Source organism: Natrialbaceae archaeon AArc-T1-2, assembly GCF_030273315.1.
In the GTDB taxonomy this organism is placed as follows: Archaea; Halobacteriota; Halobacteria; order Halobacteriales; family Natrialbaceae; genus Tc-Br11-E2g1.
This window is the reverse complement of sequence record NZ_CP127175.1, coordinates 102,192-125,540: the sequence shown is the minus strand read 5'-3', so window position 1 is coordinate 125,540 and position 23,349 is coordinate 102,192. Positions and strand designations below refer to the sequence as shown.

Below are 23,349 nucleotides of genomic sequence, written 5' to 3'. Positions count from 1 at the left end.
CTGATATCACGGGTTAGAAGGATGAAGTCGAGGAAATCGAGGTTGGTATGGAAATCGATATCCTCGACTTCGTTGAGCAGTGTCGAGACCTAGCCAAACAAGCGTTGGGGAAGCACGCGGGCGAGCCCGCCAGCGGCGGGTTCGCCCGCTGGGTACATGTCGTTTTGCACTGTTTTCGGCTCGAAGAGGGCCATAGCTACCGTGAAACGCCGAACCGGCTGAAGTACATGTCTGAGGTTCGTGACGTACTTGGCCTCGATCAGGACGAGTTGCCGGATTACAGCACGATCTACAAGTCGTTCGATCGGCTGAAAATGTGGGTGTGGCGGGCGTTGCTGCGCGTTTCAGCGCAGCAACACCCGCAGTCTGGACACGTCGCTCTCGACAGTACGTTCTTCGACCGACACGCTGCATCATCGTATTACCGTCAGCGATCCGGGAATAGCGTGCAGACGCTGAAAGTGACCACATTAACCGATGTAGAGTCTCTTGCAGTTCTTGACGTTCATATCTCAGCCCGGTGGAAACACGATACGAAGACAGGGCCGCAGGTCGTCCGCCGGAACGCGGACGACCTGCTTTCCGTCGCTGCTGACAAAGCCTTCCACAACTGGCACACCAAATACGAGTTCTACGCCCTCGGTGTCGAACCACTGATCTTACAGCGTGGATCGAAACCACTCACGACAGGGAACAACACGCTTATCCGGACAAAAGGCTACGCTCAGCGCTGGATGGCCGAAACGTCGTACTCGACAACGAAGCGCTCGCTCGGCGATGCCGTGCGAGCGCTGGGCTGGTATCGACAGTTCCGTGAAATTGTCCTCATGTTCGCCATCATCAACATAGAAAAGCTCTGTGAGCCACTCTAACCATCGTTCAGCAGCTATTCAACAAAGCAGCTTTGTGAAGTACTGAGTCCCGCTCGGCAAACTCTTTCGAATCGATGGAACTGATATTCCGGTTAGTCAGCGTGATGAAGACGCTCAGTGGAACTACGATCACACTGACGATGACTTCTATTACGGCTATGGGTGCTGTGTAGTGACCGCAGCAAACAACATTCCGATTGCAGCAGCGTTCACGCCCGGGAAGAAGGTCGATCAGGAGACGGCGATGCGCGTCACGCGTGACGCGCTCGCCGTTGAAACTCCACGATGGATGGTTGGAGACTCAGAGTTTGACATGCTGAACTGGCACCATACAATCCACGGAGTACTGATGATCCGCTAGATATCGAATACCGGGTTGAAGATCGAATCAAAGAGCATAGTGATACAGTCCGTCTTTGACAGCGTCAGCTCGACGAAACGTATTCACAGCGATCACGTGTTGAAACGGCAATCGGCGTCTGCAAGGACCTCGACCTCGGAGCCTCACGGGTCTGAGGCCGAGTCAGAGTCAAATCGCACGTCTTCCTCATCTTTTGCCTCAGGGTTGCCGTTGCGCTCGCCAATCACCATCGAGGAAACGATGTCGCTGCTCAACGATCACGCTATTAGAACTGTTCTGCACCACCGCTGTAATGGGATCGAGCCTGTCGAGGTTCATGGATGAACGGTGCGTCACGGCTACGCCGTTGACGCGCCACCCTGTGCTCACCGTATCGATCGTTCTTGTAGGTACAGTTGATCATAACTGGAAAGTCGATGGTCCACTTGTGCTCGCCGTAGGACGTCGTGAAACCGTGAGTGGTCTTACGACTCCAGCCGGCACCGAGTTCGTTCTTGATCTTGCTGCCCCACTTAATCGTCGGAACGATGTACGCGAAATTGTGTGCCGAAGCAACGCGAGATACTTGCCGCCGTAGAATCCGCTGTCGAGACAGACCGTTTTAACATCGAAGTCGAAGTTGTTGGCAGCTCAAGGAACTCGGCGAGGATATCGCTGGCGGTGTCGCCGTCGGTGAGACGGCGCACCGCCAAGGTGTTTGTTTTTCACGCGGGTGTAGAGTGTGACGTAAGCATGGAACGCAGTCGGTCCTGCTTTGGCCTCGTGTAGTAGAGGCCATCAGTCTCGTCTTCGTCACCGTAGTAGGGCCGCAGGTGGAGCTCAACGACGACTTCGAAAATGCTCTCTGGGTTGATTTCACCGTTCTCACCGGCGCGTTTACGCTTGACCTCGGAGAGAACGGTGACGAGAAAATCAAGGAGTTGGCCCTTTGGATTTTACTGTCTGCTTGATGCTGCTAGGCACATTCACAGCAAGCAGACGTCCTAACTAAGTAAGCGGCTTTGTGAAGTACTGAATCTACAATGACAGTACAATTTCACCATCTCGAATATTTATCTCATGCTCAGGGAGCCGCACCTTTTTTCTGGAAAGACATTCACCAGTTTTTATGTCGTATTCCCAACCGTGCCAAGGACAATTGAGGATATCATCATCACTCCAATTGAGAGACACTTCGCGTTCATCTGGATCGTAATCTGCCCTCTTTGTTCCTGTGATACTCCCTTCAGTACATGGCCCACCTTGGTGCACACACCAATTTGTGTACGCTACATATTCACCGTCAATGTTGAAGATGCCAATCTCCCGACCTTCAACTTGTACGATAATCCGTTCACCGTCTTGTAGCTCTTTTTCTTTTGCAACTACATATTCATCCATTTTATCACCCTAGGTTAAATATCGATTCCAAATGCTTTTGCAGGCGTTTCAGACAATACTTGCTCACGTTCTTCTTTAGAGAACATGCGAAGGTGCTTATCTAGTTCGTCTGGATGGTCAAAGTCCCAATGCGGATAATCAGAAGCGAACATAACTGAATCTAATCCGATGAGGTCAATCATTTCCTTCATATCTCCTGGGTTATTTGGTTCCCCAAGCGGCTGGCTTGAGAAATAAAACTGATCTTTTATATATTCTTCAGGGCTTTTTCGGAGTAGTGGCGCTTCGCTTCGCCTCATAGCGTACTCCTTATTAAGCCGCCACATCATGTATGGCACCCAAGAAAGTCCTGCCTCAAGGAAATTGAAATTCAAGTCGGGGAATTTTTCTGGGACACCTTGTACAATTAGGCTAGTTAGTGTCATGGTTGATTGCCAAAGATGGGCCAGTGAATGAACCGAGAGGAACTGCTCAAATTCCTGATTTTGTCTAGGGAAATCAATGTTGAATCCTCCTGCAGCAGCACCATGATACGCAACATGCATCCCATGGTTCTCCGCTGCTTCATACACTACGTCATATTTCGGATCACCTAGTGGTGGATAATTTGCAGAATTAATGATAAAAACACCAATGATTTGATCCTCATTTGCCATTCTATCAATTTCTTCAGCTGCTGCATGGGGATCATGCGTAGTAACGGTACAAAGCCCGAGAAAATCACTAGGATCTAAAAACTTATCAATCATTACATCATTCCTTGCCCTCATTAATTCAATTGCAGTTTCTGTGTTTGGAATTTTGCGGATAGCCATCATAGGGTTGAGGATCGGGTAATCAATACCAAAGTCCTCAACGAGTTCTTGCTGAATTGTTTCAGGAGAGTCTAATGCCCTTTCCTCTATTTTTTCTCCCATATATGGGTCCCACACAGACCCACTTGTAGCCGGGTAACAGTACTCGCTAATGACCCGACTCTTATACGGTTCATCAAGGAACTCTGCCATCTCTTCCGCGGATATTCCACGTGTGAGATGAACGTCTGCATCCACGATAGTTGTATCTTCTAGTACACTCTTCCCGCTGGTATTTTGCGACATGTTTCGTCGGTTGACTCTATTTGCTAGTCTTTATTTTATCTTTTTATTTTTATCTTACTAATACCCATCGGATTTTACCCTAGCTACATGTATCATTCAGTGCCGCCAGGGCGTCGGGGTTTTCGAGACTCGAGAGATCTCCCAGGTCTTCGCCGGTGTAGGCGGCTTCGATCGCCCGGCGAATGACTTTGCCGGATTGCGTTTTCGGAAACTCGTCGACGAAGAGGAGCTCGCGGGGGCGAAACGGCTTGCCGTGTTCCTCGCCGACCTGGGCGCGCAGTTCCTCGCGGAGCTCCTCGGACGGTTCCTCGCTCTCCTCTAAGATGACGTAGGCGACGACGGCAGTGCCCGTCGTCTCGTCGGGAACGCCGACGGCGGCGGCCTGGTTGACCGCGTCGTGGTCGATGAGCACGCCTTCGATCTCGGCGGGGCCGACCTTCCGACCTGCCACGTTGAGGGCGTCGTCGGCCCGGCCGTGGAGGAACCAGAATCCGTCCTCGTCTTTCTGTGCCCAGTCGCCGTGGTCCCAGAGATTCTCCCAGGAGGACCAGTACTCTTCCAGGTAGCGTTCGTCGCCGGACCACAGCGACTTGGTCATCGACGGACAGGAGTCACGCGCGACGAGAAAGCCCCGTTCGTTCGTGTCGGCGATGGACTCGCCCGAGGAGTCGACGATGTCGACGTCCATTCCGAGTCCGGGGCCGCCGAGGGTGCAGGGTTTCAGCGGCTGGATCGGCATCGGCATGAGGAAACAGCCACAGATCTCGGTGCCGCCAGAGATGTTGATGATCGGTGTCTCCTCGTTGCCGACGTTCTCGTAGAACCACTGCCAGGACTCGGGATCCCAGGGTTCGCCGGTCGAGCCGAGCAGGCGTAGCGAGGAGAGGTCGTGGCCCTCGACCCACTCGTCGTCTCCGGCTTCTCCGGAGCCGGATGGCTCGTCAGACGTAGTCTGACGCGTGCCGTGTTTGCGAAGCGCCCGAATGGCGGTCGGCGAGATGCCGAACTGGGTGATCGCGTGGCGGTCGATCATCTCCCAGAATCGGTCGGGTTCGGGATGGTCGGGCGCGCCCTCGTACATGAACGCCGTCCCGCCGAAGGTGTGGGTGCCGATGAGCGTCCACGGCCCCATCATCCAGCCGATGTCCGACACCCAGAAAAAGCGGTCCGAGGGTTTCAGATCGAAGCCGAAGTACACCTCCTTGGCACACTGCATCAATGCGCCGGCGTGGGTGTGGACGATCCCCTTCGGCTTGCCGGTCGTCCCCGAGGAGTACAGCAACATCGACTCCTGGTCCGAGGGCAGGGACGCCGTTTCGTAGGCGTCGTCCTGGCGCTCGACGGCCTCGGCCCACCACTCGTCGCGGTCGGTCCAGGGAATCTCGAGGTCGACGTCGTCGTCGCTGGCACCGAGGCGATCGACGACGATCGTGTGTTCGACGTGGCCCGCCTCGTCGATAGCCTCGTCTGCCGACTCCTTCAACAGGACGTGGTCTCCCCGGCGGTAGAAGCCGTCGCCGGTGAACAAGACGGCGGGCTCACTGTCTTCGATCCGCGTCGCGGCAGCCTCGACGCCGAAACCCGAGAAGATTGGTACCACGATTGCACCGACTTTGAAACAGCCATAGAGGATCGAGACGACCTCGGGCACCATCGGCATGTAGAGTGCAACCGTATCGCCCGTCTCGACGCCCCGCTCTTCTAAGGCGTTTGCTACCTTGTTCGACTGGCGATGCAGGTCGTGGTAGGTTACCTCCCGAACCTCGCCGTCTTCGCCCTCCCAGATGCAGGCGACCCTGTTTCGGGTCTCCGCCTCGAGGTCGGCGTGGCGATCCAGGACGTTGTGGGCGATGTTTATCTTCCCACCGGGATACCAGTCGGTGAACTGTGGCCCCCCGCGGCTCGCGGGTTCATCGCTCGCACCCTCTGAGACGCTTCGTGTCTCGCTCTCGCTGTCGTCTCTGACCTCGTCGTACTCCTCGTCGAACTCGATCCCGAGGTAGTCGACTAGCTCGTCCCAGAACCAGTCAACGCCGCTTTCGTCGACGCCGTCGACCTCCGTCGTGGTGCGCTCGATGAGTTCGTCGTAGTCGTCGATGCCGTACTCCTGCATGAACGCGTAGACGTTCGTCGACTCGATGAACTCTTGGTCCGGTTTATGGACCATCTTGTTAGCATCTAGGTTATGCTCATTCATGAGTTATCTCACTGCAGAGTACTAGTCACCTTCGACTTATAAATATCGGAATGAACATTAACAGAGAGTACTTTGAAGAGAGATTGACAAGCGCTCCATGCCTTGAATGACAAGGGGTCATGCTCGACTGGTATGACCACCTGCTGAGAGAAAGGATCGTGGCAGTCACTCTGTCCATTCGCACATATGAAGCACTGACAACCCGAAAGACATCAAATACAGAGTCGAGCCGTATCAAGGAACATAGTGACGTGCAGTTGATACGGTATGAGACGCATCACTGATGCACAAGAGTCGAACGAACCAAGTGGTTTCAGATTGTTCCAATGCGGATCGACCGCTTCCACTCTTTCTGGCGAGGCAGTCCAGCCAGCGCTCCCCGCTGGCTGAGACGGTTCAGGCACCACTACAACCACGATTGACTGAACCAGACGCTCGATGGCCGAACTCCCGCCGAGGCGGTGCTGAACTAAACAGTTCCCGATAATGTGTTTCATAAGAGCGTCCTACAATATGGAACGAATAAATTAGGCATACTCATTTTATTCTAGATGTATAGAATATATAAACTGTGAATTGATTAAGATACTAAGGAATTGGTCGTTGAGGCGAAGACGATGAAAAACACGACACAAAGTATGACCTGCTCGTGATATCATCTTTGAAATCGAAGAAGGATAGGTAGGTCTGCAGATGCCTACCTTTTGACTCGTGGTTTGCCCCCAATTCCGATCTCCCAATGATATCGAACCCTCCAGCAAGAATTGGAGTGGCTTGCTTTCGAACAACCGGCAGGTTACTTACACTGGAAGGCGATGCGCGTCGATACATTTGCTGAGCGCATCGACACAACCGGAGTGGATTGACAACAAACTCTACCATATCTGGACGAAGACGTGACGTTGTCCTTGGCATGAAACAGACTGAAGACGACGAGGAGAATCTAACCAAGTACCTCGTCACGGACAATGACCGACGAACCAATCGAGTCCGCAGAAACTTTAGTTCCCCACGGTTAGCGACTTTACGTTCTTTGTCCTATATCGTGGGATGCAAGAGTGTATCTTTGTGAATAACTCTGGATGGTCCTTTGGTCAGTAGCATCTCCCTTTTATGAATAACAGACATATGCCTGTGATCTTCTAGTGCTATGGATTACAAACATAGGTTTGTAATCAACAGCCAGTATACTAAAGAAGGTTATATTATAAAATGAATGAACCCATCTATTACTGTCTGAGGAATAAACTGAAATTGACGCTGTATCATATCATGGGACGAGATATCGTATGATCTGGCTAGTTGTCTTACGGGCTGTATGCGCGTGCGAAACAAACCATGGCGTACATGGCTGGCTCGAACTTCTCCAGGTTGACTCCGTGATGAATGATCAGGCTTGCCGAGACTGACGAACAATTCCGCGGCATCGTCTTCGAAGATGTCGATGGCGAGGAAGTAGTGTACGCTGGCGACGTTGTCGTCAGTGTACTGAGTACCTACACGCTTCGCCCGATAATCGAGATCCTTTTCCGAGAATTCAAACAGTACATGAGTGTCGATGACTTTCACTCTCAGTCGTTGAATGGTGTTCTCTTCGAGATTTCTGTACGTTGATCGGGTACGTGTTAATTGAATGCTTCCGGCACGCCACCCACTGCAGGGGGCGTGCCGGAAGCAATCCGAACGGTTCGGACACGCTGGAACACATCGCTACGAACCTACGGATGAATTCGTCTCACGGCGGCTGGAGCGCAGCCGCTGTGAGCGGCGGCACTCCCCGACTTATCCAATTCTCGTCTTGTCGGGAAGTTGACTATAGGTTGATACCCTCCCACCGACTGATCTTCCTGAGAAGGATGGACTGCTCAAGTATGCGTTAGCCGTCGACGAATTTTGTTGAGTCGTTTACTTGGTGACTTTATCAACCCGAAACGGAACAGATCTATTAGTCATCTCTGCGACGCGCCTTTGCAGAAAGCTGGTGAGCGTGAGTTCCCTCGATTTCACAGATCTTGCTAGTATGGTCGGCGAGATTGGCTGCCGCTTCTGCGGTTAGCTCTTGGTGAGTTGGGGTTTTCAAGTAGGTCCCGACCCAGATACCGCTAGAGTAGCGGGCAACTCCTAGCGTCGGTAGACAGTGGTTTGTCCCGACAGCTTTGTCTCCGAAGACAACTGGCGCGTGATCGCCGATGAAAAGCGAGCCGTAGTTGTGCAGATCCTCAACGAGTTCACGGGGATTTTCGACCATCAGCTGGAGATGTTCCATCGCATACTCGTTAGCTAACTCGACTGCTGTCTCTCGGTCGGGAACGACTGCAACTTCGCCATTTGTTTCCCAGCACTCGCGGGCAATCTCTTCGGTTTGCAGGTCTGGTAACTGGGCGTTGATCTCTGCTATAACTGCTTCGGCGTGGGAACCCGAGGTTGTGATCAGAGTGGGGCGGGAGTTCTTGTCGTGTTCGGCTTGTGCGAGGATATCGGTCGCGACTAGAGTCGGATCTACCGTCTCGTCAGTGATGATCAGCACTTCCGTTGGACCGGCGAGGAAATCAATGCCGACGGTCCCGAAGACCTGCCGCTTGGCCTCAGTTGTAAAGATATTCCCTGGACCAGTGACGATATCCACTGCCGGAACTGATTCGGTTCCATAGGCCATCGCTCCGATCGCTTGGGCTCCGCCGATACAATAAATTTCGTCGACGCCGGCCTGATCCATTGCGTACAGCTGCGCTGGTGTGACCGTTCCATTATCTTGGGGCGGCACGCAGGCGATAATGTGATCAACGCCCACAACCGTCGCCGGGACGATCGTCATCGCAGGGGTCGCAACTAACGGATGTTCTCCGCCGGGAATATATACGCCTGCCCGCTCAATCGGCACGACTCGCATGCCCAAGTGGGTGCCTTGGCAGAACTCTTTCTCGAACCCTTCCACATGTTTGAACTGCTCCTCGTGGAACTCTCTAACGTTCTCGATCGTGGCATCGATAGCTGCCCGTTCGCCCGCCTCGAGAAACTCCTCAGCTAACTCAATCTCCTCAGGGGACACTTGAAGTGTTTCTCGCTCGACACCATCAAACCGACGGGTAAACTCTCGGATGGCGTCATCACCGTCGGCTCGTACCGAACCGAGAATGTCCTTAACCGAGTCGGTAACGTCCTCGCTGATATTCATAGCCTGCTCTGAAGTTTCCTTGAGGTATTTGACGTCTATCGCCATGTCCTAACATGGACGCATACCTAGATAAAGCTCGGGGATCCGGAGGCTATCTTCCTGCATGAACACATGAACAAATCCTTCAGTTCCTATGACTATATTTTAACACACTCTCATAAGAATACATCAATCACCCATACGTTTAATAGAAGATGAGAATATGCCAGCCAATAATGTCAGTATAGCCACCATAGCCATCGGTATAGTGTATGCATCGGACCAGTCAGCTAATAATCCAAAGATGGGCGGGATAACAAGTCCACCAAACATTAAAGCGGTTACTGCTATGCTTGTAGAGAACCCTGTATGTTCAGGACCAACGACTTCATTTGCTATTGTTAGGTATATGCCATTATACCCTAGCGAAAACGCTCCAAGAAAGATAGCGACAACGGCTATGATAGATAGTGGTGTAGTGGGTGGTAAAGAGATGAGAACAAGATAAGAAACAAACCCTGATATTCCAATAAATATTAATAGTTGATATCTTTCACCATTAAAAAAATTATCAGATAAGTAGCCAAAAACCACTCGGGAAAATACGCCAGATAGTTGCATACTTGTATATATCAAACCGGAAATGGCTGGACCTATGTTAATTTGCTCAGTCATATATAAAACCGCATATGCCATTAATGTAAACTGACTTGCACCAAATAAAAATCCAGTAAATAATAATGGTGAAAGCTTTGTCTGGGAATATAGCTCAATAATCCCACGAAACTGATTCTGGAGTGATTTAATAGCTGTCGTATCCGAGTCGTATTGGTTGGTGATGGACCCTTCTGGACGGGAGTAGACAATAAGAAACATGAGGCTGACAAAAGAAACGATGCTAATGGCAGTAAAAGCAACATTCCAATCGAACTGTACAGCAAGAATAGGTAGTAACGCGGCGCTGATTGCGCCACCAATCATGACTCCAGTTTGTTTAATCCCAAGCCCGATACCAAGATCTTCTGCCGGGAACCAGTCGAAAACACCTTTATTTGTACCCGGCGGGATTGTTGAGTAGCCACATCCCAGCATAAAGAGACCAAAACCTAAAATCCAGAGTTGGTTTCCCATTCCGATTATGGCGCTAAAAAACCCCATACAACCCAAACCAATACCAATCATTAATCGTTCTCCAAATATATCTGTCAGTACACCACCTGGGATGAGTGTGAGAAAATACCCGAGGTACATAATAACAACTAGAAGTCCAACATTGGATGGAGAAAGCCCAAACTCTGTCTTGATAAATGGAGTTAATGCAGTTATAGCAAGAAATGATAGGCTTCCGACAATTTGAATCACTAACATAATGCCAAGTGCGGACCAACGTCCTTTCAACACCTAGTCACCAAAGTTCGATCTCGATTTTTATTTGGTATTACAAACTGGATTGACTGCTTCACGTCCACAACGTCACGTGAAAGTTCACAACTATATAATTCTTAGGAAAGGAGAATGTAAGAGTTGCGGTGATCCACTGTCCTTACAAGGAACTGGTGGGATGAGATCTGATGGTATGTGTTTGAGGATATCAAGGTTAGAACGTCGCATTGTGGAGAGCGGCGAAGGCTGTGAGCCACGATCACGTTGATTCAGTCTTCTGCTGGAGTACGAGGTGTTCGCCCCCTCGAAGCGGGGGCGAACACGAGTTAACTATCCACCAGACCTCTTTCGCGGCTTTCTGCACTGCTACTACAAGGACATCTACGGCACACGTCAGGTTGCACGAGAACTCCAGCACGGCCTTGTCTGGTACTACTGCGGATTCGACAAACCGCCATCTAGAGACACGGTTGACCGCTTTCTCACCGACCTCGAACACGTCGTCGACGATGTTTTCAACAGACTCGTCGAGTAGGCCGCCACCCGCGGCCTGCTCGACTCGACATACTCCATCGATTCGACCCACGTCGAGGCGACCCAGTACAACGACGCTGCCTCGTGGAACTACGATCCAACAGCCGAGGAGTACTACTACGGGTTTGGTTGTACGATCGTTTCAACCGGTTCAAAGATCCCAACTGCGGCGGAGTTCACTCAAGCCAAGCAAGCATCTCAAGAAACGGCGATGCGCGTCGCGCGTGACGGGCTCGCCGTCGAGACCCCAATCTGGATGCTTGGAGACAGCGCCTACGACATCCTCGATTGGCACAACCACCTGCTGGCTGCAGGGGTTGTGCCAATCGCTCCGTACAATCCAAGAAACACTGACGGCCGAAAGACATCGAGTTCAGGGTCGAAGACCGAATCAAGGAACACAGCGAGGATGTTCAGCTGAAACAATCCATCTTGGACGAGACGTACAACAACCGGACAGGCGTCGAACGAACCAACGACGCAGTCAAAGACTGCGGCCTCGGGCACGTCTGCGCCCGAGGCCGCGTCCACGCACGAACAGAAGTGTCGTAGCGCTCTGCCTACGGCTCGTCGTTGCTATCACCAACTACGAACGAGGAAACGATCCGGGCTGTGAGATGCTATGAGATAGATTCTATGATACGCTCCTTCCAGCGTATCACAATCGACTGCCGCCTTCCTCGCCGTCGACTTCGACTTTCGTCTCGTCGACGGTGACCTCTTAGCGATCTCGGCGATCAGGTTCGAACAGGTGCTTGAGTTGGTGGAACCACTGCCGAATCGCCTCGTAGGATCGATCAACGAACGGTTCGGTTCGGCGATACGACAGTCCAGCGTGGTACAGAAACGCCGTGAGGACACGCCGACGAGCGGCGTGTCCTCACGGCAAAATACTTCCTGCTGGCGGGCCTCCTCAACCATGTGGTCGAGCATGTTTAACTCACCACCGTACCCGAGCTCGGCCGCTTCCTTCACGCTAAGGTTGACATCCCTGCTAGTAGTCTCCGTAACAGATATAGTCCCCGACTCTGAACTGAAATCGTATGGTAACGGGTACAGCATTCGTCACTGGAGCTAGCCAAGGTATCGGCCGCGAAATCGCGCAGACGCTCGCCGAACGGGGTGCGAATGTTGCGCTCGCCGCGCGGGGAGACGGAATCTACGAGGCCAAGTCCCTGATTGATGCGCCAGACTGTACCCTCGCCATCAAAACAGATGTCACCAACGAAGCCTCAGTCCAAGCGGCGATCGAGGAAACTGTCGCTACATTCGGTGGCCTCGATTGTCTCGTAAACAACGCTGGCATTGCGGGCCCAACCGCACCGATCGAGCAGATCGACCGTGAGGAGTGGGAACGGACAATGAACGTCAACGTCACTGGGATGTTTCTGACAACAAAAAATGCCGCACCTCATCTGCGGGAGAGCGACCAAGGCACTGTCGTGAACATTTCATCGATCTCCGGCAAGCGACCTCTGAAGAGCCGGACGCCATACACGGCCTCAAAAATGGCCGTAATTGGGCTCACTCGGACACTTGCTTTCGAGCTCGGCGACGACGATGTCACCGTTAATGCAGTCTGTCCAGGCGCGACGAGAGGACCACGGATAGAGAATGTTATCGAGAAGCAAGCGGCCTCAAGGAGCGTTGACTATGAGACTGCGAAGCGCGAGGTCTTCACCAACGACACAGCTCTGGGACAGCTCGTTGACCCCAAAGATATCACCGAGATGGTCGCCTTCCTCGCCAGTGATCGAGCACGACACATCACTGCTCAAGATCTGAACGTCGATGCCGGCACAACGTGGTACTAACAATCATTACGAGCGCGAAACTTAGGAAAACCGCTCGCCAATTGATTCCTGGTGTGGGGTTTCAATCACCAAGCCAGACACTTCTGATACCGATTTCCTATTCTAGTACGAGTCAACCAGATCATGACTGACTCCTTCTCCGGTCTCCACAATGCCATGATCTAGTCTTGATACCCCGGGACGCAGTAAGGATACCCGACAGAATAATATATGGGTACCTTTTTATTAGTTCGGTCCTAGAACATATACATGTTCCGAGTTTTACTACCAGTTGACACCGGCGAAGAACGAGCGCTAAAGTCAGCAGAAGCAGTTGTCTCGTTACCTGAGTCAACGGAAAAAGTTGAGGTGACGATATTGAACGTGCAACCGAACGTCAATGTATCCGACGGAGAAGGTCATGCGGACTCGAGTGACTGGTACGACGAGGATGATTTTCCTGATTCGATGGAGCAGACGAAAGATTACTTGGAAAGTAATGGGGTCTCCGTTAATTTGCGTCGGGAACATGCTAACCCCTCGGAAATTATCGTCGACATCGCTGAAGAGATTAAAGCCGACAGAATCGTGATGTCTGGACGAAAACGAACACCGGTTGGAAAAGTATTGTTTGGTAGTACAACCCAATCAGTCCTACTAAACTCCGATATTCCAGTAACTGTCACCATGAAGTAATAATAAGCAAGAACCATACCACCTACTACTTCATTTTGGTTAATTACACCTGGCTAAAATGGAAGTATACTTGGAGAAGGTGTCCAACCAATTCGTCTTTAGTTAATACTAAGCAGCCTCGTTTTCTGTCCAGATTCGACCATCTCAAGCCGACTACGAGTGAAAAATGGCGTTTGCAAGGAGTACGTATCGACCGACGTCGGCAACACCAGAGTCCGAGCCGTAAATTCTCTCGTCTCTGATACTGGTGTGCATAACCTGGGTTCAAATATCACCGACGGGCTTGACTAAACACGCATGTGTTAAAGGCAGGCTTCCGTTCCATCAGGCTTCGAAGTAGAATGAATAATCAAATATTTGTGAAATAATTGGTGGCTTGCCACTACCGCGGCCGGAGCGTAAGCACCCGTTCGTCGGTCGTCTCGGAGACGCCGACTGCGGGCTCGACTGTGAGCCCGTTCTCGATCTCTTCGAGGTCGACGCCAGCGACCTGACCGGTCACGCGAACGGGGCCGAAGTCCGCGACCGCGGTCGCGTAGGGGGCGTCCTCTTCGAACGCCGGCGTCGGGACGTGCGTGATCGTGAACGTCTCGATCTCGCCGCCTGCCGGCAACGGTCGTTGCTCGAGGTCGGTCGCGCCACAGTCCGGACAGACCCGGCGGGGCGGTAGGGAACCGTGTCCCTCGGGACACTCGAGGTAGTACGGCTCGTCGTCCTCGAGGGCGTCGAGCCATTCGTCGAAGGCACCGTCTCGCGGTTCGTCGCTCATGCGACCACCTCCAGAGCAAGCACTGGCGTAGTCGCTTTCACGTCGCTCATGCGACCACCTCCAGTACGTGAACCGTCGCACTCGCGACCGTGCCACCCGCGTTGTGGGTGAGGCCGGTCGTCGCGTCGGACACGGCGTCGCTGTTGACGTGATCGCCACGCAGCAGCGACGCCATCTCGGCGATCTGGGAGACGCCGGTCGCGCCGACGGGGTGGCCTTTCGCTTTGAGCCCGCCGGAGAGATTGACCGGCGTCTCGCCGTCGGCGGTCGTCCGCCCCGCTCGAGCCGCCGAGACCCCCTCGCCGACCGGCTCGAGCTCGAGCGCCTCGAGGGCGAGCACCTCGGCGATCGTAAAGCAGTCGTGGACCTCGGCGAGGTCGACGTCGCTCGCTTCGAGGCCGGCGTCTGCATAGGCCTCTTCACCTGCTTCGCGTGCAGCAGGCGAGCGGGCGAGGTGTTCGCGATCGTGCAGGGCGATATTGTCCCCGCCCTGGCCGGTACCGGTGATCGCGACCGGCGCGTCCAGGTCGTGGGCCTCGACGTAGGACTCGCTCGCGAGCACGACCGCCGCCGCCCCATCAGAGATCGGACAGGAGTCGTACAGCCCGAGCGGCGAGGAGACCAGCGGCGCCTCGAGGACGTCTGCGACGTCGATCGCCTGCTGGTACTGGGCCTTCTCGTTCTCGAGGGCGTTCTCGTGATTCTTGACCGCGACGTGTGCGAGGTCCTCGCGGTCGCCGCCGAACTGTTCGAAGTACGCCTGAGCCATCAGTGCGTACGCGCCAGGGAAGGTCATCCCTGCGCGTACCTCCCAGAGATCGTCGGCGGCGATCGCGAGCGCCTCGGTCGCACCCGCGGTGCCGAGGTTCGTCATCCGTTCGGCACCGCCGACGAGCAAGACGTCGTTCTCGCCGTTGCGGATGCGCATGGCCGCTTCACGGACGGCCGTCCCGCCGGAAGCACACGCCGACTCGTATCGCGTCGCCGGAGCCCGTACGCCTGCGGCTTCCGCCATCAGCGGCCCCTGGTGACCCTGGTGTTCGGATAGTTCGCCCATGAAGTTGCCGTAGAGAACGCCCTCGACGTCCTCTCGGGGAACTCCGGAATCGTCGAACGCCTCGATGCTCGCCTCGCCGAAGAGGTCCCGGCCCGTCCGTTCGGCGAAACTGCCGAACGGCGTGAGGCCAACACCAGCTACTCGCACGTCATTCATACACAGACACATAGTAAGGCGAGACGTTAATACTCCGCGATTTATTCGTGTGGAGCTTCAGAGTGAGGGGGGTGTTTTGGAGCATAGCATTGTGGATTGCGGCGAAGGGCTGAAGCTAATTCTCGGTTGATTATCGGCTACTGTAGTTAGGGAATCGGTGTCTGATATTCAAGGGCATAAGTACGTAAGGACGTTCGGCGGTTCGATGTCGTCAAGTGTGGTCGGTGCGGCGGTGTTCAGATAAGGATTGAAAAGTGAGCCGTGGCGTTTTCTGAGTGTCCATGTCGGAAAACGCTATCTTCAACGGCACTGTCTAGTTCCACACCTCCTCGGCAGGCGTCCGTCCATCTAACGCCTGATTCGGCCGATCACAGTTATAGTGGTGTCTGAAGCGTCTCAACCAGCGACGAACACTGGCTGAACTGCCCCGCCAGAAGGAATGAAAGCGGTCTATCCGCATTGAGACAGTTTGGAACCATTTCTCGATGTGGTTCCGCTCGCTGTAGTTGAGGTGACCGTTCAACTCGTGGCGAAGCAGGGCAGTTAGATATCCACCGCCGTCAACCAAAAATTCGGTTTCAGAGACGTCGTGTTTCTCAGTGAGTCGGTGAAGGAACGCCGTCCTCAGAAATCAAAGATTTCTGATGTGCGAACGAGAGCGTCGCTCTCGTTAACGCCGCGGGGTCACGCCCGCGGCGGCTGTACACGTCAGCTTCCAAGAGCAGCTTTGACTCCGTGTCGATCGCAGCGTACAACCACTTCTCTTCACCGTCAACTTCGATCTGTGTCTCGTCAACAGCGACCCGCGACGGCTCCGCCGTGGGTGGGCCTTCCTGTGATTCTGAAAGCGTATGAGTCCAGTTCCAAATCGCCTGATGGCACCGATCCACGCCGAGCCACCCAAGGACAGCTTCGACTTCTCGAAGCGACAGCCCCATCGAATGAAGACGTACCCCGAACACCCGCACGGGTGTCGGGGTACGCTCATTCCCAAACCTCATCACAGTCCACGTCTAACGTTTTTCTGAGCAGGTCTGCGAGTTGCATGGACACTTCTCGCTACGACCTGCTCGCTTCTCAAACGCCCTCAACTAGACAGTGCCTCTTCAACGGTTATATTGAACAGATGACTTAGGATTTGTTGAATGAGAAGCCACACCATGGTTTCTGATGAAGCTCAGTATTCAGTTGCATCTTGCTGTACTATCATCTTTGAATACTGTTTCTATACTTGAGATATTTGGTGTCAAACGAGCCCGATCAACTATTCATAATTAGGTTTATAAATATGGTTTACAGCCCGAAGATGGATGCAGTCCGGATCACGTTGCGGTCGATGAGACTGTGATCCGACTCAATGACGAGCAATACTGGCAGTACGCCGCTGTTGATGCCGAGACAAGCGAATTACTCTATACAAAGCTTGAACCGACATCAAACAAGGTGATTGCTCCTTCTTTCTTTGCTGAACTCCGAAAGAAACACGACGTTGACGACGCTGTGTTTCTCATCGATGCTCACACTCGCTGAAAGACGCTGGCTTGCGACACGACCTCTATTTCAGATACGAACGCCACGGATACCGAAACAGAGCCGAATATGTTTTCTATGAGGTAAAACGTCGTACCTCTTCGTCTTCAAACTGCTTTGGCATAATGAGTGACGGAAGTTATGGGCATGGACTGAGATGGGGGAGTGATGGGAGGAGACCGGCGGGGAGAACTCGTTCGTCATCTGAGTGATGAGGAGTTGGATCGTCTGCTGGACGAAGCAGACGATCCAAAGGTCATCAACGGCTTACCTTTGTCAAACGTCTCTACAAGGGCGCAACGTACGAGGAAGCAGCCGACGATGTTGGCAAACCTGCCTCAACTGGAAGTCGCTGGGCACGTCGATGGAATGATGGCGGACTTGGTCAGTTGACACCGAACTTCGGGGGCGGAAGGCCCCCGAAGCTCGGTGAAGAGGAACAAGAGCGTCTTCTAGAACTCCTCAGAGAGGGACAGCCCTGGAAAGCACAGGAAGTTCATCAGCTCTTAGACGAGGAGTTCGATGTTGAGTACCATCTGGATTATCTCGGTCGATTCCTCCGGAATCTCGGACTGTCCTACGCTAAACCACGTCCAAAACGTCCTTCACGGCCAGAAAATGCAGATGAAATCCTCGAAGAACGCGTCGCAGACGCGTTCGACGAGGAAACAGAGACAGCACATAACAAGCGTCCTGATGATGAGGACGAAGGCTGGGTTCTCGACGACGATATCTGTACAGATGGGGGGACTGTCGTCGGTTTTTGTGACGCTTCGCATCCGCAACCATACGACAATTCACATCGACTGTGGTACGTCGATGACCCGACACTGGAACGACCGCTGGTGAAGCTTGACGAACCAGCGGTCGGATGCTATACGCTCAACGGCGAAAGTGTCCTGACGTTCCCTGATGATCAATCGAAAGAGAGCATCTGTGCGCTACTGGAGGAGGTCCGCGAGCAGAATCCGGGAACGCGGATTCTGCTCGTCTTGGACAACTTCTCTTCTCACATCTGTGAACACACGCGCAAGCGCGCACATCAACTCGGTAGCGATCTCGTTTTTCCTCCGGTTGGCTCACCGCATCCCAACCCAATCGAGCAGGTCTGGAAAGTGCTCAAACGCAATGCCTCGCCAATCGTCGTGGCGAGCGAGAGCGCGTTCCGCACTCTCGCTCGCCGTCTCTTCAACACCCTCACTGAGCGACTTGGATTCGCCAAGTCCTGGATCGATCAGTTCCTCAGCCTATATTTGCAAAAGTTATCTTGATTATTACACCAAAGCAGAGACAGCAGATGATTAGCTTCGACCTTTCGCCTTCGCATGGAATCAGCTTATCTGAACACTACCAGCCCGGCAGTCCAGAATATTATGTCGCCAACGGTGGTTTGTTCAGGTGGCAGAATTCCCATAGGTGAAGACGGATACTCCTCACTCCCGGTGAGCCACCGCACAACTATCTAGTTTTACTGATGAGTAATACTGGCTACAAAAACTGAGCAAACATACTGAACAGTAACATTGGTCAGATTGCCTAACTTCTCTGCAGAGTATTTTTATAGAGAAAACCGAATTATAGGACTGTATGATACCGTACACGGTTTGGTCCGAAGCGGGCGGCGTTGGGAAGACAACGTTGGCGACGACGCTGGCGCGAGCGCATGCCAACCACGGCCAAGACGTCCTCGTAATCGACATGGACCCACAGGACGGCGGCCTGACCCATCACTTCGGTCTCGATGACCGGAAGGCCGACGGTGAAGCGGATAACCTCGTGTTGCACATGATTGGGCGGCCACGCGGGGACTTCGCCGATCTCGTCCGTTCGAGTGAAGGCGTCGACGTCGTTCCGAGTCACAACATGCTCGGGACGCTCGCTGACTTACTCTCGAAAGCGGCCGAACTCGAGGAGGATACGAATCCTGATCCGAACTACGAGTTCGAGAAGGAGAAACAACTCCGGCGTGTGCTCGTTGACGCCGATGTCCCGTCGACCTACGACGTCCTGATTATCGATCCGCCTGCTTCAGAAGGCCAGCACCTCTACAACGCGGTCTATGCCACGTCGAATCTTCTCATCCCGTTCGAACCGTCGCCGAAGGGCGAGCGAAGCATCCAGGGTCTTCGAGACGTGGTGAACGGACTTGAGGACGAACTCGGAGACATCGACGTCGGCGTCCTCGGTGCGGTGCCGAACAAAGTCAAGGGAACGAACGTGAATTCGAAGTATCTCGACGCCCTCGAGCAAGAAGACTTACCGATCGCTCCGGTATCGATCGGCGAGCGCGGTTCGATGCTCGGGGACGCGTGGGACAATCAGGTCACGATCTACGAACTGGACGAGAACGACTCGTACCGCGACCTCCGCGATTACGAACAGCCGACACTCGAGAAGTTCGACGAGCTCGCGGCATACATCACCGAACAGTTCCAGAATCCAGAGGTGAGAGCATGAAATCTGGCGCGACCGATCCGTTCGCTGACGACGATGATGTTGACGAAGAGGATGAACAAGAGGTCAAACCAGTTGAACAATCCAGTCAGACTGACGAGTCTGACCAGCTGGATGAACTGACAGTTGAGTCCGATACCCCTGCGCAGTCTACGAGTAATACCAGACAGATTGACCGGTCAGACTTACCGAGAATCATTACTCGACAGAAGGTCAAAGAGGACCGCGACGACGTTCACCAATTGTTCGTCTACGAGGATACGGCTAAACTCGAGAAAGAGGCACGACGGGAACTCGAGGACCGTTTCGAGAACGACGTGTACAAACTCGACCTTCGTGAGGCGATCTACCGAGCCGGGATGGCGAACCTCGACGACGCCGAGGACATCCTCCGCGAGTGGGGCGCGGATATCTGATCTCGATGACTCGCATCGAGTTTTGACCTGCACACCCGTGGGGAGACCACGGCGAGCCTACATCACTGCCCACCTCTGGTGTTCTCATATATAGTTCAAACACCGTGATGGGTATCGTCGGGTTGGTTTCAATTCCTATTTTTTACAACGGGATGGTTGAGTATGATCGGATTTCGGATTCAAGCTTAATTGATACATATTATATGAATTTTGCATCTGAGGAGGATTTAACACAATGATATTCTCATCTTATCTATCTTAGGTTAAACTATATATTTAGCACAGATAAAAGTAACCCTCTAACGAGAAAGGACGAAGAGGAGCCATTTACGTTGCCTATCTCTCGGCACAGCACGCTCTGACTGAAGGAGATCGGGACACTGTTCGGTGCCATCCTCGCCGACCAGGGCGCTCGAGTTGGTGGATTCGGCGACGGCTTCCAGGAGGTAACGACGCACGTCGACACGCCGGTTCTGCAACGCCAGGACGCGATCCTGGATATCGACAACGAGGTCGGTCACTCGACGAACGGCTGGAAGGCACTGGTGGAAAATGATATAGCGATATTTAATTTACAACATACGATTCTCGGCGGACAGCTCTCGAGACGGCTTGAATCATCCCGTAGAGGTGATACACAAATCACTTTGCATTAGTCCAGTAATCACAAGTAGATTTACAGTCCGTCACGCCGTACGGTCATCCAAGCCGATGGAAACCAGCGATTCCGGGGTTGAACCCCAGGGGACGTGTCTCGAAGACGCCCTTGCAGAGTGTCTCGAGAGCAAACAGAACAAATCGCCGAACTACCGCCAGAACCTCGAGCGCGTTGTCACCGACTGGATTGGGTTCTGTGCTGACCGCGGCCTCGAGTGCGTTGAGGAGGTCACCGAGCGCCATCTCGCGGCCTACGCCGGCCACCTCGCCCGTCGCGTCGAAGCCGGCACGTCCGGGGACGTCGACAGCGGGATCACCGCCTCAACGGCGTGGACGTACTACGATTACGTCTCGTCGTTCCTGGCGTGGGCCGTGAAGTGGAACTACCTCGCCGAGAACCCGGCTGCAAAGGGTAGACCCCGCGAGAGTATGCCTGATCGCCCCTCGAGTGGGGAGTATGACCGCCAGTACTGGCAGCCCGAACAGCGCCAGGCCGTCCTCGAGTTCGTTCGTCGCCGTGTCGACAGCGCCTACGTCGACCCGACTGCCCCGCCCTCGATTTGCCACAAACGCCTCCGCAACTGGGCCTTTGTCGCCACGATCGCCTACTCCGGGGTCCGCGGTGGAGAGATCCTGAACGATCCGAACGACCCGCGTCGCAGCGGCCTCCGGTGGACAGACGTGAATCTCGAGGACGGTACCATGTGGATTCTCGGGAAGAATCAAGACCGCGAACCGGCCCAGCTTCCCGACCAGGCCGCTCACCCGCTCGAGCGGTGGTACAACGCCTACGACCCGCCGAGTGACGACTGGCCGGTATTTCCGTCGATGCACGTCCCGACGCTCTCCCGGCGGCTCGGGACGGCGATCGGGACAGAGGAACGCGACCGGCGGACCAAAGTCCGTGGCTACTGGGTCGTCGCGCTCGAGGCCGAAGCCGAACCGCCGTCGATCACTACGGAAGGTGGCCGGTCGATCATGCGACGACTCTCCGATACGGTTCCGATTCCGGGGCTCGAGGACGGCGAATATCTCACGTTGCACGGAGCGCGTCGCGGCGTCGGCGAAACCCTCTATCGTGAACGCGGGGCCGCACGGGCACAACGGACGTTGCGCCACGCCGACCCGCAAACGACCTCAGAGATGTACTCGCACATCGACGCAAGCGAGCTGGCCGAAGACAATACAGAGGTGTTCGAAGATGAACAGTAGCCGGTTCAGATTCAGTACTTCACAGGCTGTCGAGGCGGATGCCCCGAGGCTTGACCTCGGGGAGGAAGCCGACACGTGGGAATCAATCCATACAGCAAAGACAACCCGACTCCCAACGGAAACACGGACTTTTATTAGACAATACTCCATAATGTGATGTAGATGGTGGACGACGCGCCGCGCCGCACGGTACCTATCAAAATCGACGTGCCCAGCGACCGCGAAGCCGACCTCCACCACACTAAAAACCAATTCCTCGACTGTGCCAATCAGACGAGTGACTGGGCGTGGCGATACGACGATTACTACATCACGTCGAAAAATAAAGCCGAGAAAGCACTCTACGACGACCTGAAAACCGAACACGACCTCACGGCTAACCTCGTCCAGAAAGCGATTCGACGCGCCATCGAAGCCGTTGAATCGGGCGTTGACAAGCTGAAGAAGGGCAAGAAGACGAGTCAACCCGTGTTCGAGTCGTGGAGCGTCGTGTACGATAAGCGGAGTGCAACGTTCAACGCTGACCACGCGACACTCTCCACGATTAACGGTAGACTCAAAGCAGACTACGTGTTGCCACCCGAAGACAAACGAGAAGAGACGCCGTTCAGTCGCTACTATGAGAGCGACGAGTGGGACGCATCTCACGCCACGCTCCAGTATGACGAGGGCACAGACGAGTTTTACCTGCACGTCACGGTGAAACAGTCCGATAGTGACGAAGAACACCAAGAAGCCACGTCACGTGGTGAGGGTACCGAGAACGGAGTGGTTCTCGGCGTTGACCTGAACGTGACTGGCGCGTTCGCCGTCACCTCAACGGGCAAATTCATCGGTAGTGCAGACTACCTCACCCACAAACGCAACAAATTCGAGAAACGCCGAGGTCACCTCCAACAGACAGGTACGCGCTCGGCGCACTTGACCATCAAATCCATCGGGAGTCGGTTCTCAGATTGGTCGCTGGACTGGCTCCACAACCGCGTGAACGAGTTGCTCGAAGAAGCCGAACGTGTGAACGCCGACGGCATTATATTCGAAAACCTGAAACACATCCGTGAGAACATTGCGAACGGGTCGAAATTCCAGCAGTGGGCCTACGCGAAGTTCGTGGAACTCGCGGAGTACAAGGTCGAAGACCGCGAGTTGTTCGTGGATTTCGTGAGTCCAGCGTACACCTCGCAGCGGTGCTCGTGCTGTGGGTTTACCCACGAGGACAATCGGAACGACAAGGCGTTCGTGTGTCAGAAATGTGGGTATGAGGTGAACGCGGATTACAACGCAGCGAAGAACATTGCTGTGCGGTATTGCGGATATATCCATCGTGGGCAGAAGTCTCGCGGTGGATGGGCTGGCTGTCAATCAGCCCTGAAGTCAGGGACGTTGAACGTGAACGGCGAGTTCAGCGCCTCCGCCTAGTTGCGGCAGAACGGGAGTCCACTGACAAGCCCCGACCCTTGAGGTCGGGGTTATTGACAAACTCGTTAATTGAGAAGTCCGCTTGCTGAGTTGTGTCCAAGCAAGCAAAGCAAGCGGACGGTGAAATCTACGCAGAGCAGCTCCTTAACTTTCTCTCGTCACCGCTCTCACCGGCGCGTTTTCGCTTGACCTCAGTGAGAACGCTGAAA

General features: G+C 53.9%; 17 protein-coding genes and 7 pseudogenes. 14 read left to right on the top strand and 10 right to left on the bottom strand.

Going from position 1 to position 23,349, the window contains the following annotated elements:
- Positions 1–47 precede the first annotated feature (47 nt).
- Positions 48–872 (top strand): IS5 family transposase, encoded by an 825-nt coding sequence (locus tag QQ977_RS16530; protein WP_285926176.1) that lies wholly within the window; start codon positions 48–50, stop codon positions 870–872.
- Between the two features lie 70 nt (positions 873–942).
- On the top strand, positions 943–1,233 hold the full coding sequence (locus QQ977_RS16525) for a transposase (protein WP_345783367.1): 291 nt from the start codon (positions 943–945) through the stop codon (positions 1,231–1,233).
- A 286-nt stretch (positions 1,234–1,519) separates the two neighbouring features.
- Here QQ977_RS16525 and QQ977_RS16520 read toward each other — a convergent pair.
- Positions 1,520–2,090 (bottom strand): annotated as a pseudogene (locus QQ977_RS16520) (ISH3 family transposase); the annotation flags it as partial.
- Between QQ977_RS16520 and QQ977_RS16515 the strand changes: the two are divergent.
- Positions 2,046–2,183, top strand: coding sequence for a hypothetical protein (locus tag QQ977_RS16515; RefSeq protein ID WP_285928960.1), 138 nt, complete (start codon positions 2,046–2,048; stop codon positions 2,181–2,183). The pseudogene QQ977_RS16520 and the gene QQ977_RS16515 sit on opposite strands and share 45 nt — an antisense overlap.
- A gap of 67 nt (positions 2,184–2,250) precedes the next feature.
- Here QQ977_RS16515 and QQ977_RS16510 read toward each other — a convergent pair whose 3' ends face one another.
- From QQ977_RS16510 to QQ977_RS16500, 3 genes are all read right to left on the bottom strand, one after another.
- Positions 2,251–2,613 (bottom strand): Rieske (2Fe-2S) protein, encoded by a 363-nt coding sequence (locus QQ977_RS16510; protein WP_285928794.1) that lies wholly within the window; start codon positions 2,611–2,613, stop codon positions 2,251–2,253.
- Between the two features lie 14 nt (positions 2,614–2,627).
- Positions 2,628–3,713, bottom strand: a complete 1,086-nt coding sequence (locus QQ977_RS16505; RefSeq protein WP_285928793.1) for an amidohydrolase family protein — start codon at positions 3,711–3,713, stop codon at positions 2,628–2,630.
- A gap of 79 nt (positions 3,714–3,792) precedes the next feature.
- The gene (locus QQ977_RS16500) at positions 3,793–5,880 is read right to left on the bottom strand and encodes an AMP-binding protein (RefSeq protein WP_285928792.1); all 2,088 of its coding nucleotides are present in this window, start codon (positions 5,878–5,880) and stop codon (positions 3,793–3,795) included.
- A gap of 335 nt (positions 5,881–6,215) precedes the next feature.
- On the opposite strand from QQ977_RS16500, the pseudogene QQ977_RS16495 reads away from it, so the two are divergent.
- Positions 6,216–6,332 (top strand): annotated as a pseudogene (locus tag QQ977_RS16495) (IS6 family transposase); the annotation flags it as partial.
- A gap of 967 nt (positions 6,333–7,299) precedes the next feature.
- Positions 7,300–7,638 (top strand): annotated as a pseudogene (locus QQ977_RS16490) (IS4 family transposase); the annotation flags it as partial.
- Between the two features lie 217 nt (positions 7,639–7,855).
- Here the strand turns inward: QQ977_RS16490 and hisD are convergent.
- Positions 7,856–9,130, bottom strand: coding sequence for a histidinol dehydrogenase (gene hisD / locus QQ977_RS16485; RefSeq protein ID WP_285928791.1), 1,275 nt, complete (start codon positions 9,128–9,130; stop codon positions 7,856–7,858).
- A gap of 123 nt (positions 9,131–9,253) precedes the next feature.
- Complete coding sequence (locus QQ977_RS16480) at positions 9,254–10,432, bottom strand: MFS transporter (protein ID WP_285928790.1); 1,179 nt, start codon at positions 10,430–10,432, stop codon at positions 9,254–9,256.
- A gap of 283 nt (positions 10,433–10,715) precedes the next feature.
- On the opposite strand from QQ977_RS16480, the pseudogene QQ977_RS16475 reads away from it, so the two are divergent.
- The 3 genes and pseudogenes from QQ977_RS16475 to QQ977_RS16465 form a co-directional block, all read left to right on the top strand.
- Positions 10,716–11,607: pseudogene (locus tag QQ977_RS16475) on the top strand (transposase); the annotation flags it as partial.
- Between the two features lie 417 nt (positions 11,608–12,024).
- Positions 12,025–12,795 carry an SDR family NAD(P)-dependent oxidoreductase gene (locus tag QQ977_RS16470; protein ID WP_285928789.1) on the top strand — a complete coding sequence of 257 codons (771 nt, stop codon included), beginning with the start codon at positions 12,025–12,027 and terminating at the stop codon, positions 12,793–12,795.
- A 249-nt stretch (positions 12,796–13,044) separates the two neighbouring features.
- Positions 13,045–13,470: a universal stress protein gene (locus QQ977_RS16465; RefSeq protein ID WP_285928788.1), complete on the top strand. Its 426-nt coding sequence runs from the start codon at positions 13,045–13,047 to the stop codon at positions 13,468–13,470.
- 382 nt (positions 13,471–13,852) lie between these two features.
- Here QQ977_RS16465 and QQ977_RS16460 read toward each other — a convergent pair whose 3' ends face one another.
- From QQ977_RS16460 to QQ977_RS16450, 3 genes and pseudogenes are all read right to left on the bottom strand, one after another.
- Positions 13,853–14,239 carry a Zn-ribbon domain-containing OB-fold protein gene (locus tag QQ977_RS16460; RefSeq protein WP_285928787.1) on the bottom strand — a complete coding sequence of 129 codons (387 nt, stop codon included), beginning with the start codon at positions 14,237–14,239 and terminating at the stop codon, positions 13,853–13,855.
- Positions 14,240–14,285: 46 nt separating this feature from the next.
- Positions 14,286–15,452, bottom strand: a complete 1,167-nt coding sequence (locus tag QQ977_RS16455) for a thiolase domain-containing protein (RefSeq protein ID WP_285928786.1) — start codon at positions 15,450–15,452, stop codon at positions 14,286–14,288.
- Positions 15,453–15,765: 313 nt separating this feature from the next.
- Positions 15,766–16,499, bottom strand: a pseudogene (locus tag QQ977_RS16450) (IS6 family transposase).
- Between the two features lie 81 nt (positions 16,500–16,580).
- Between QQ977_RS16450 and QQ977_RS16445 the strand changes: the two are divergent.
- The 4 genes and pseudogenes from QQ977_RS16445 to QQ977_RS16430 form a co-directional block, all read left to right on the top strand.
- Positions 16,581–17,194: pseudogene (locus QQ977_RS16445) on the top strand (IS6 family transposase); the annotation flags it as partial.
- Positions 17,151–18,253: pseudogene (locus QQ977_RS16440) on the top strand (IS630 family transposase). The pseudogenes QQ977_RS16445 and QQ977_RS16440, both read left to right, overlap by 44 nt.
- Before the next feature lie 316 nt (positions 18,254–18,569).
- Positions 18,570–19,439, top strand: a complete 870-nt coding sequence (locus QQ977_RS16435) for a ParA family protein (protein WP_285928785.1) — start codon at positions 18,570–18,572, stop codon at positions 19,437–19,439.
- Between the two features lie 239 nt (positions 19,440–19,678).
- The gene (locus QQ977_RS16430) at positions 19,679–19,852 is read left to right on the top strand and encodes a hypothetical protein (RefSeq protein ID WP_285928784.1); all 174 of its coding nucleotides are present in this window, start codon (positions 19,679–19,681) and stop codon (positions 19,850–19,852) included.
- A gap of 299 nt (positions 19,853–20,151) precedes the next feature.
- Here the strand turns inward: QQ977_RS16430 and QQ977_RS16425 are convergent, their stop codons facing one another.
- Positions 20,152–20,373, bottom strand: coding sequence for a hypothetical protein (locus tag QQ977_RS16425; protein ID WP_285928783.1), 222 nt, complete (start codon positions 20,371–20,373; stop codon positions 20,152–20,154).
- 190 nt (positions 20,374–20,563) lie between these two features.
- On the opposite strand from QQ977_RS16425, the gene QQ977_RS16420 reads away from it, so the two are divergent.
- Both QQ977_RS16420 and QQ977_RS16415 read left to right on the top strand, forming a co-directional pair.
- The gene (locus QQ977_RS16420) at positions 20,564–21,721 is read left to right on the top strand and encodes a tyrosine-type recombinase/integrase (protein ID WP_285928782.1); all 1,158 of its coding nucleotides are present in this window, start codon (positions 20,564–20,566) and stop codon (positions 21,719–21,721) included.
- A 165-nt stretch (positions 21,722–21,886) separates the two neighbouring features.
- On the top strand, positions 21,887–23,140 hold the full coding sequence (locus QQ977_RS16415) for an RNA-guided endonuclease InsQ/TnpB family protein (RefSeq protein WP_345783366.1): 1,254 nt from the start codon (positions 21,887–21,889) through the stop codon (positions 23,138–23,140).
- Positions 23,141–23,349 lie beyond the last annotated feature (209 nt).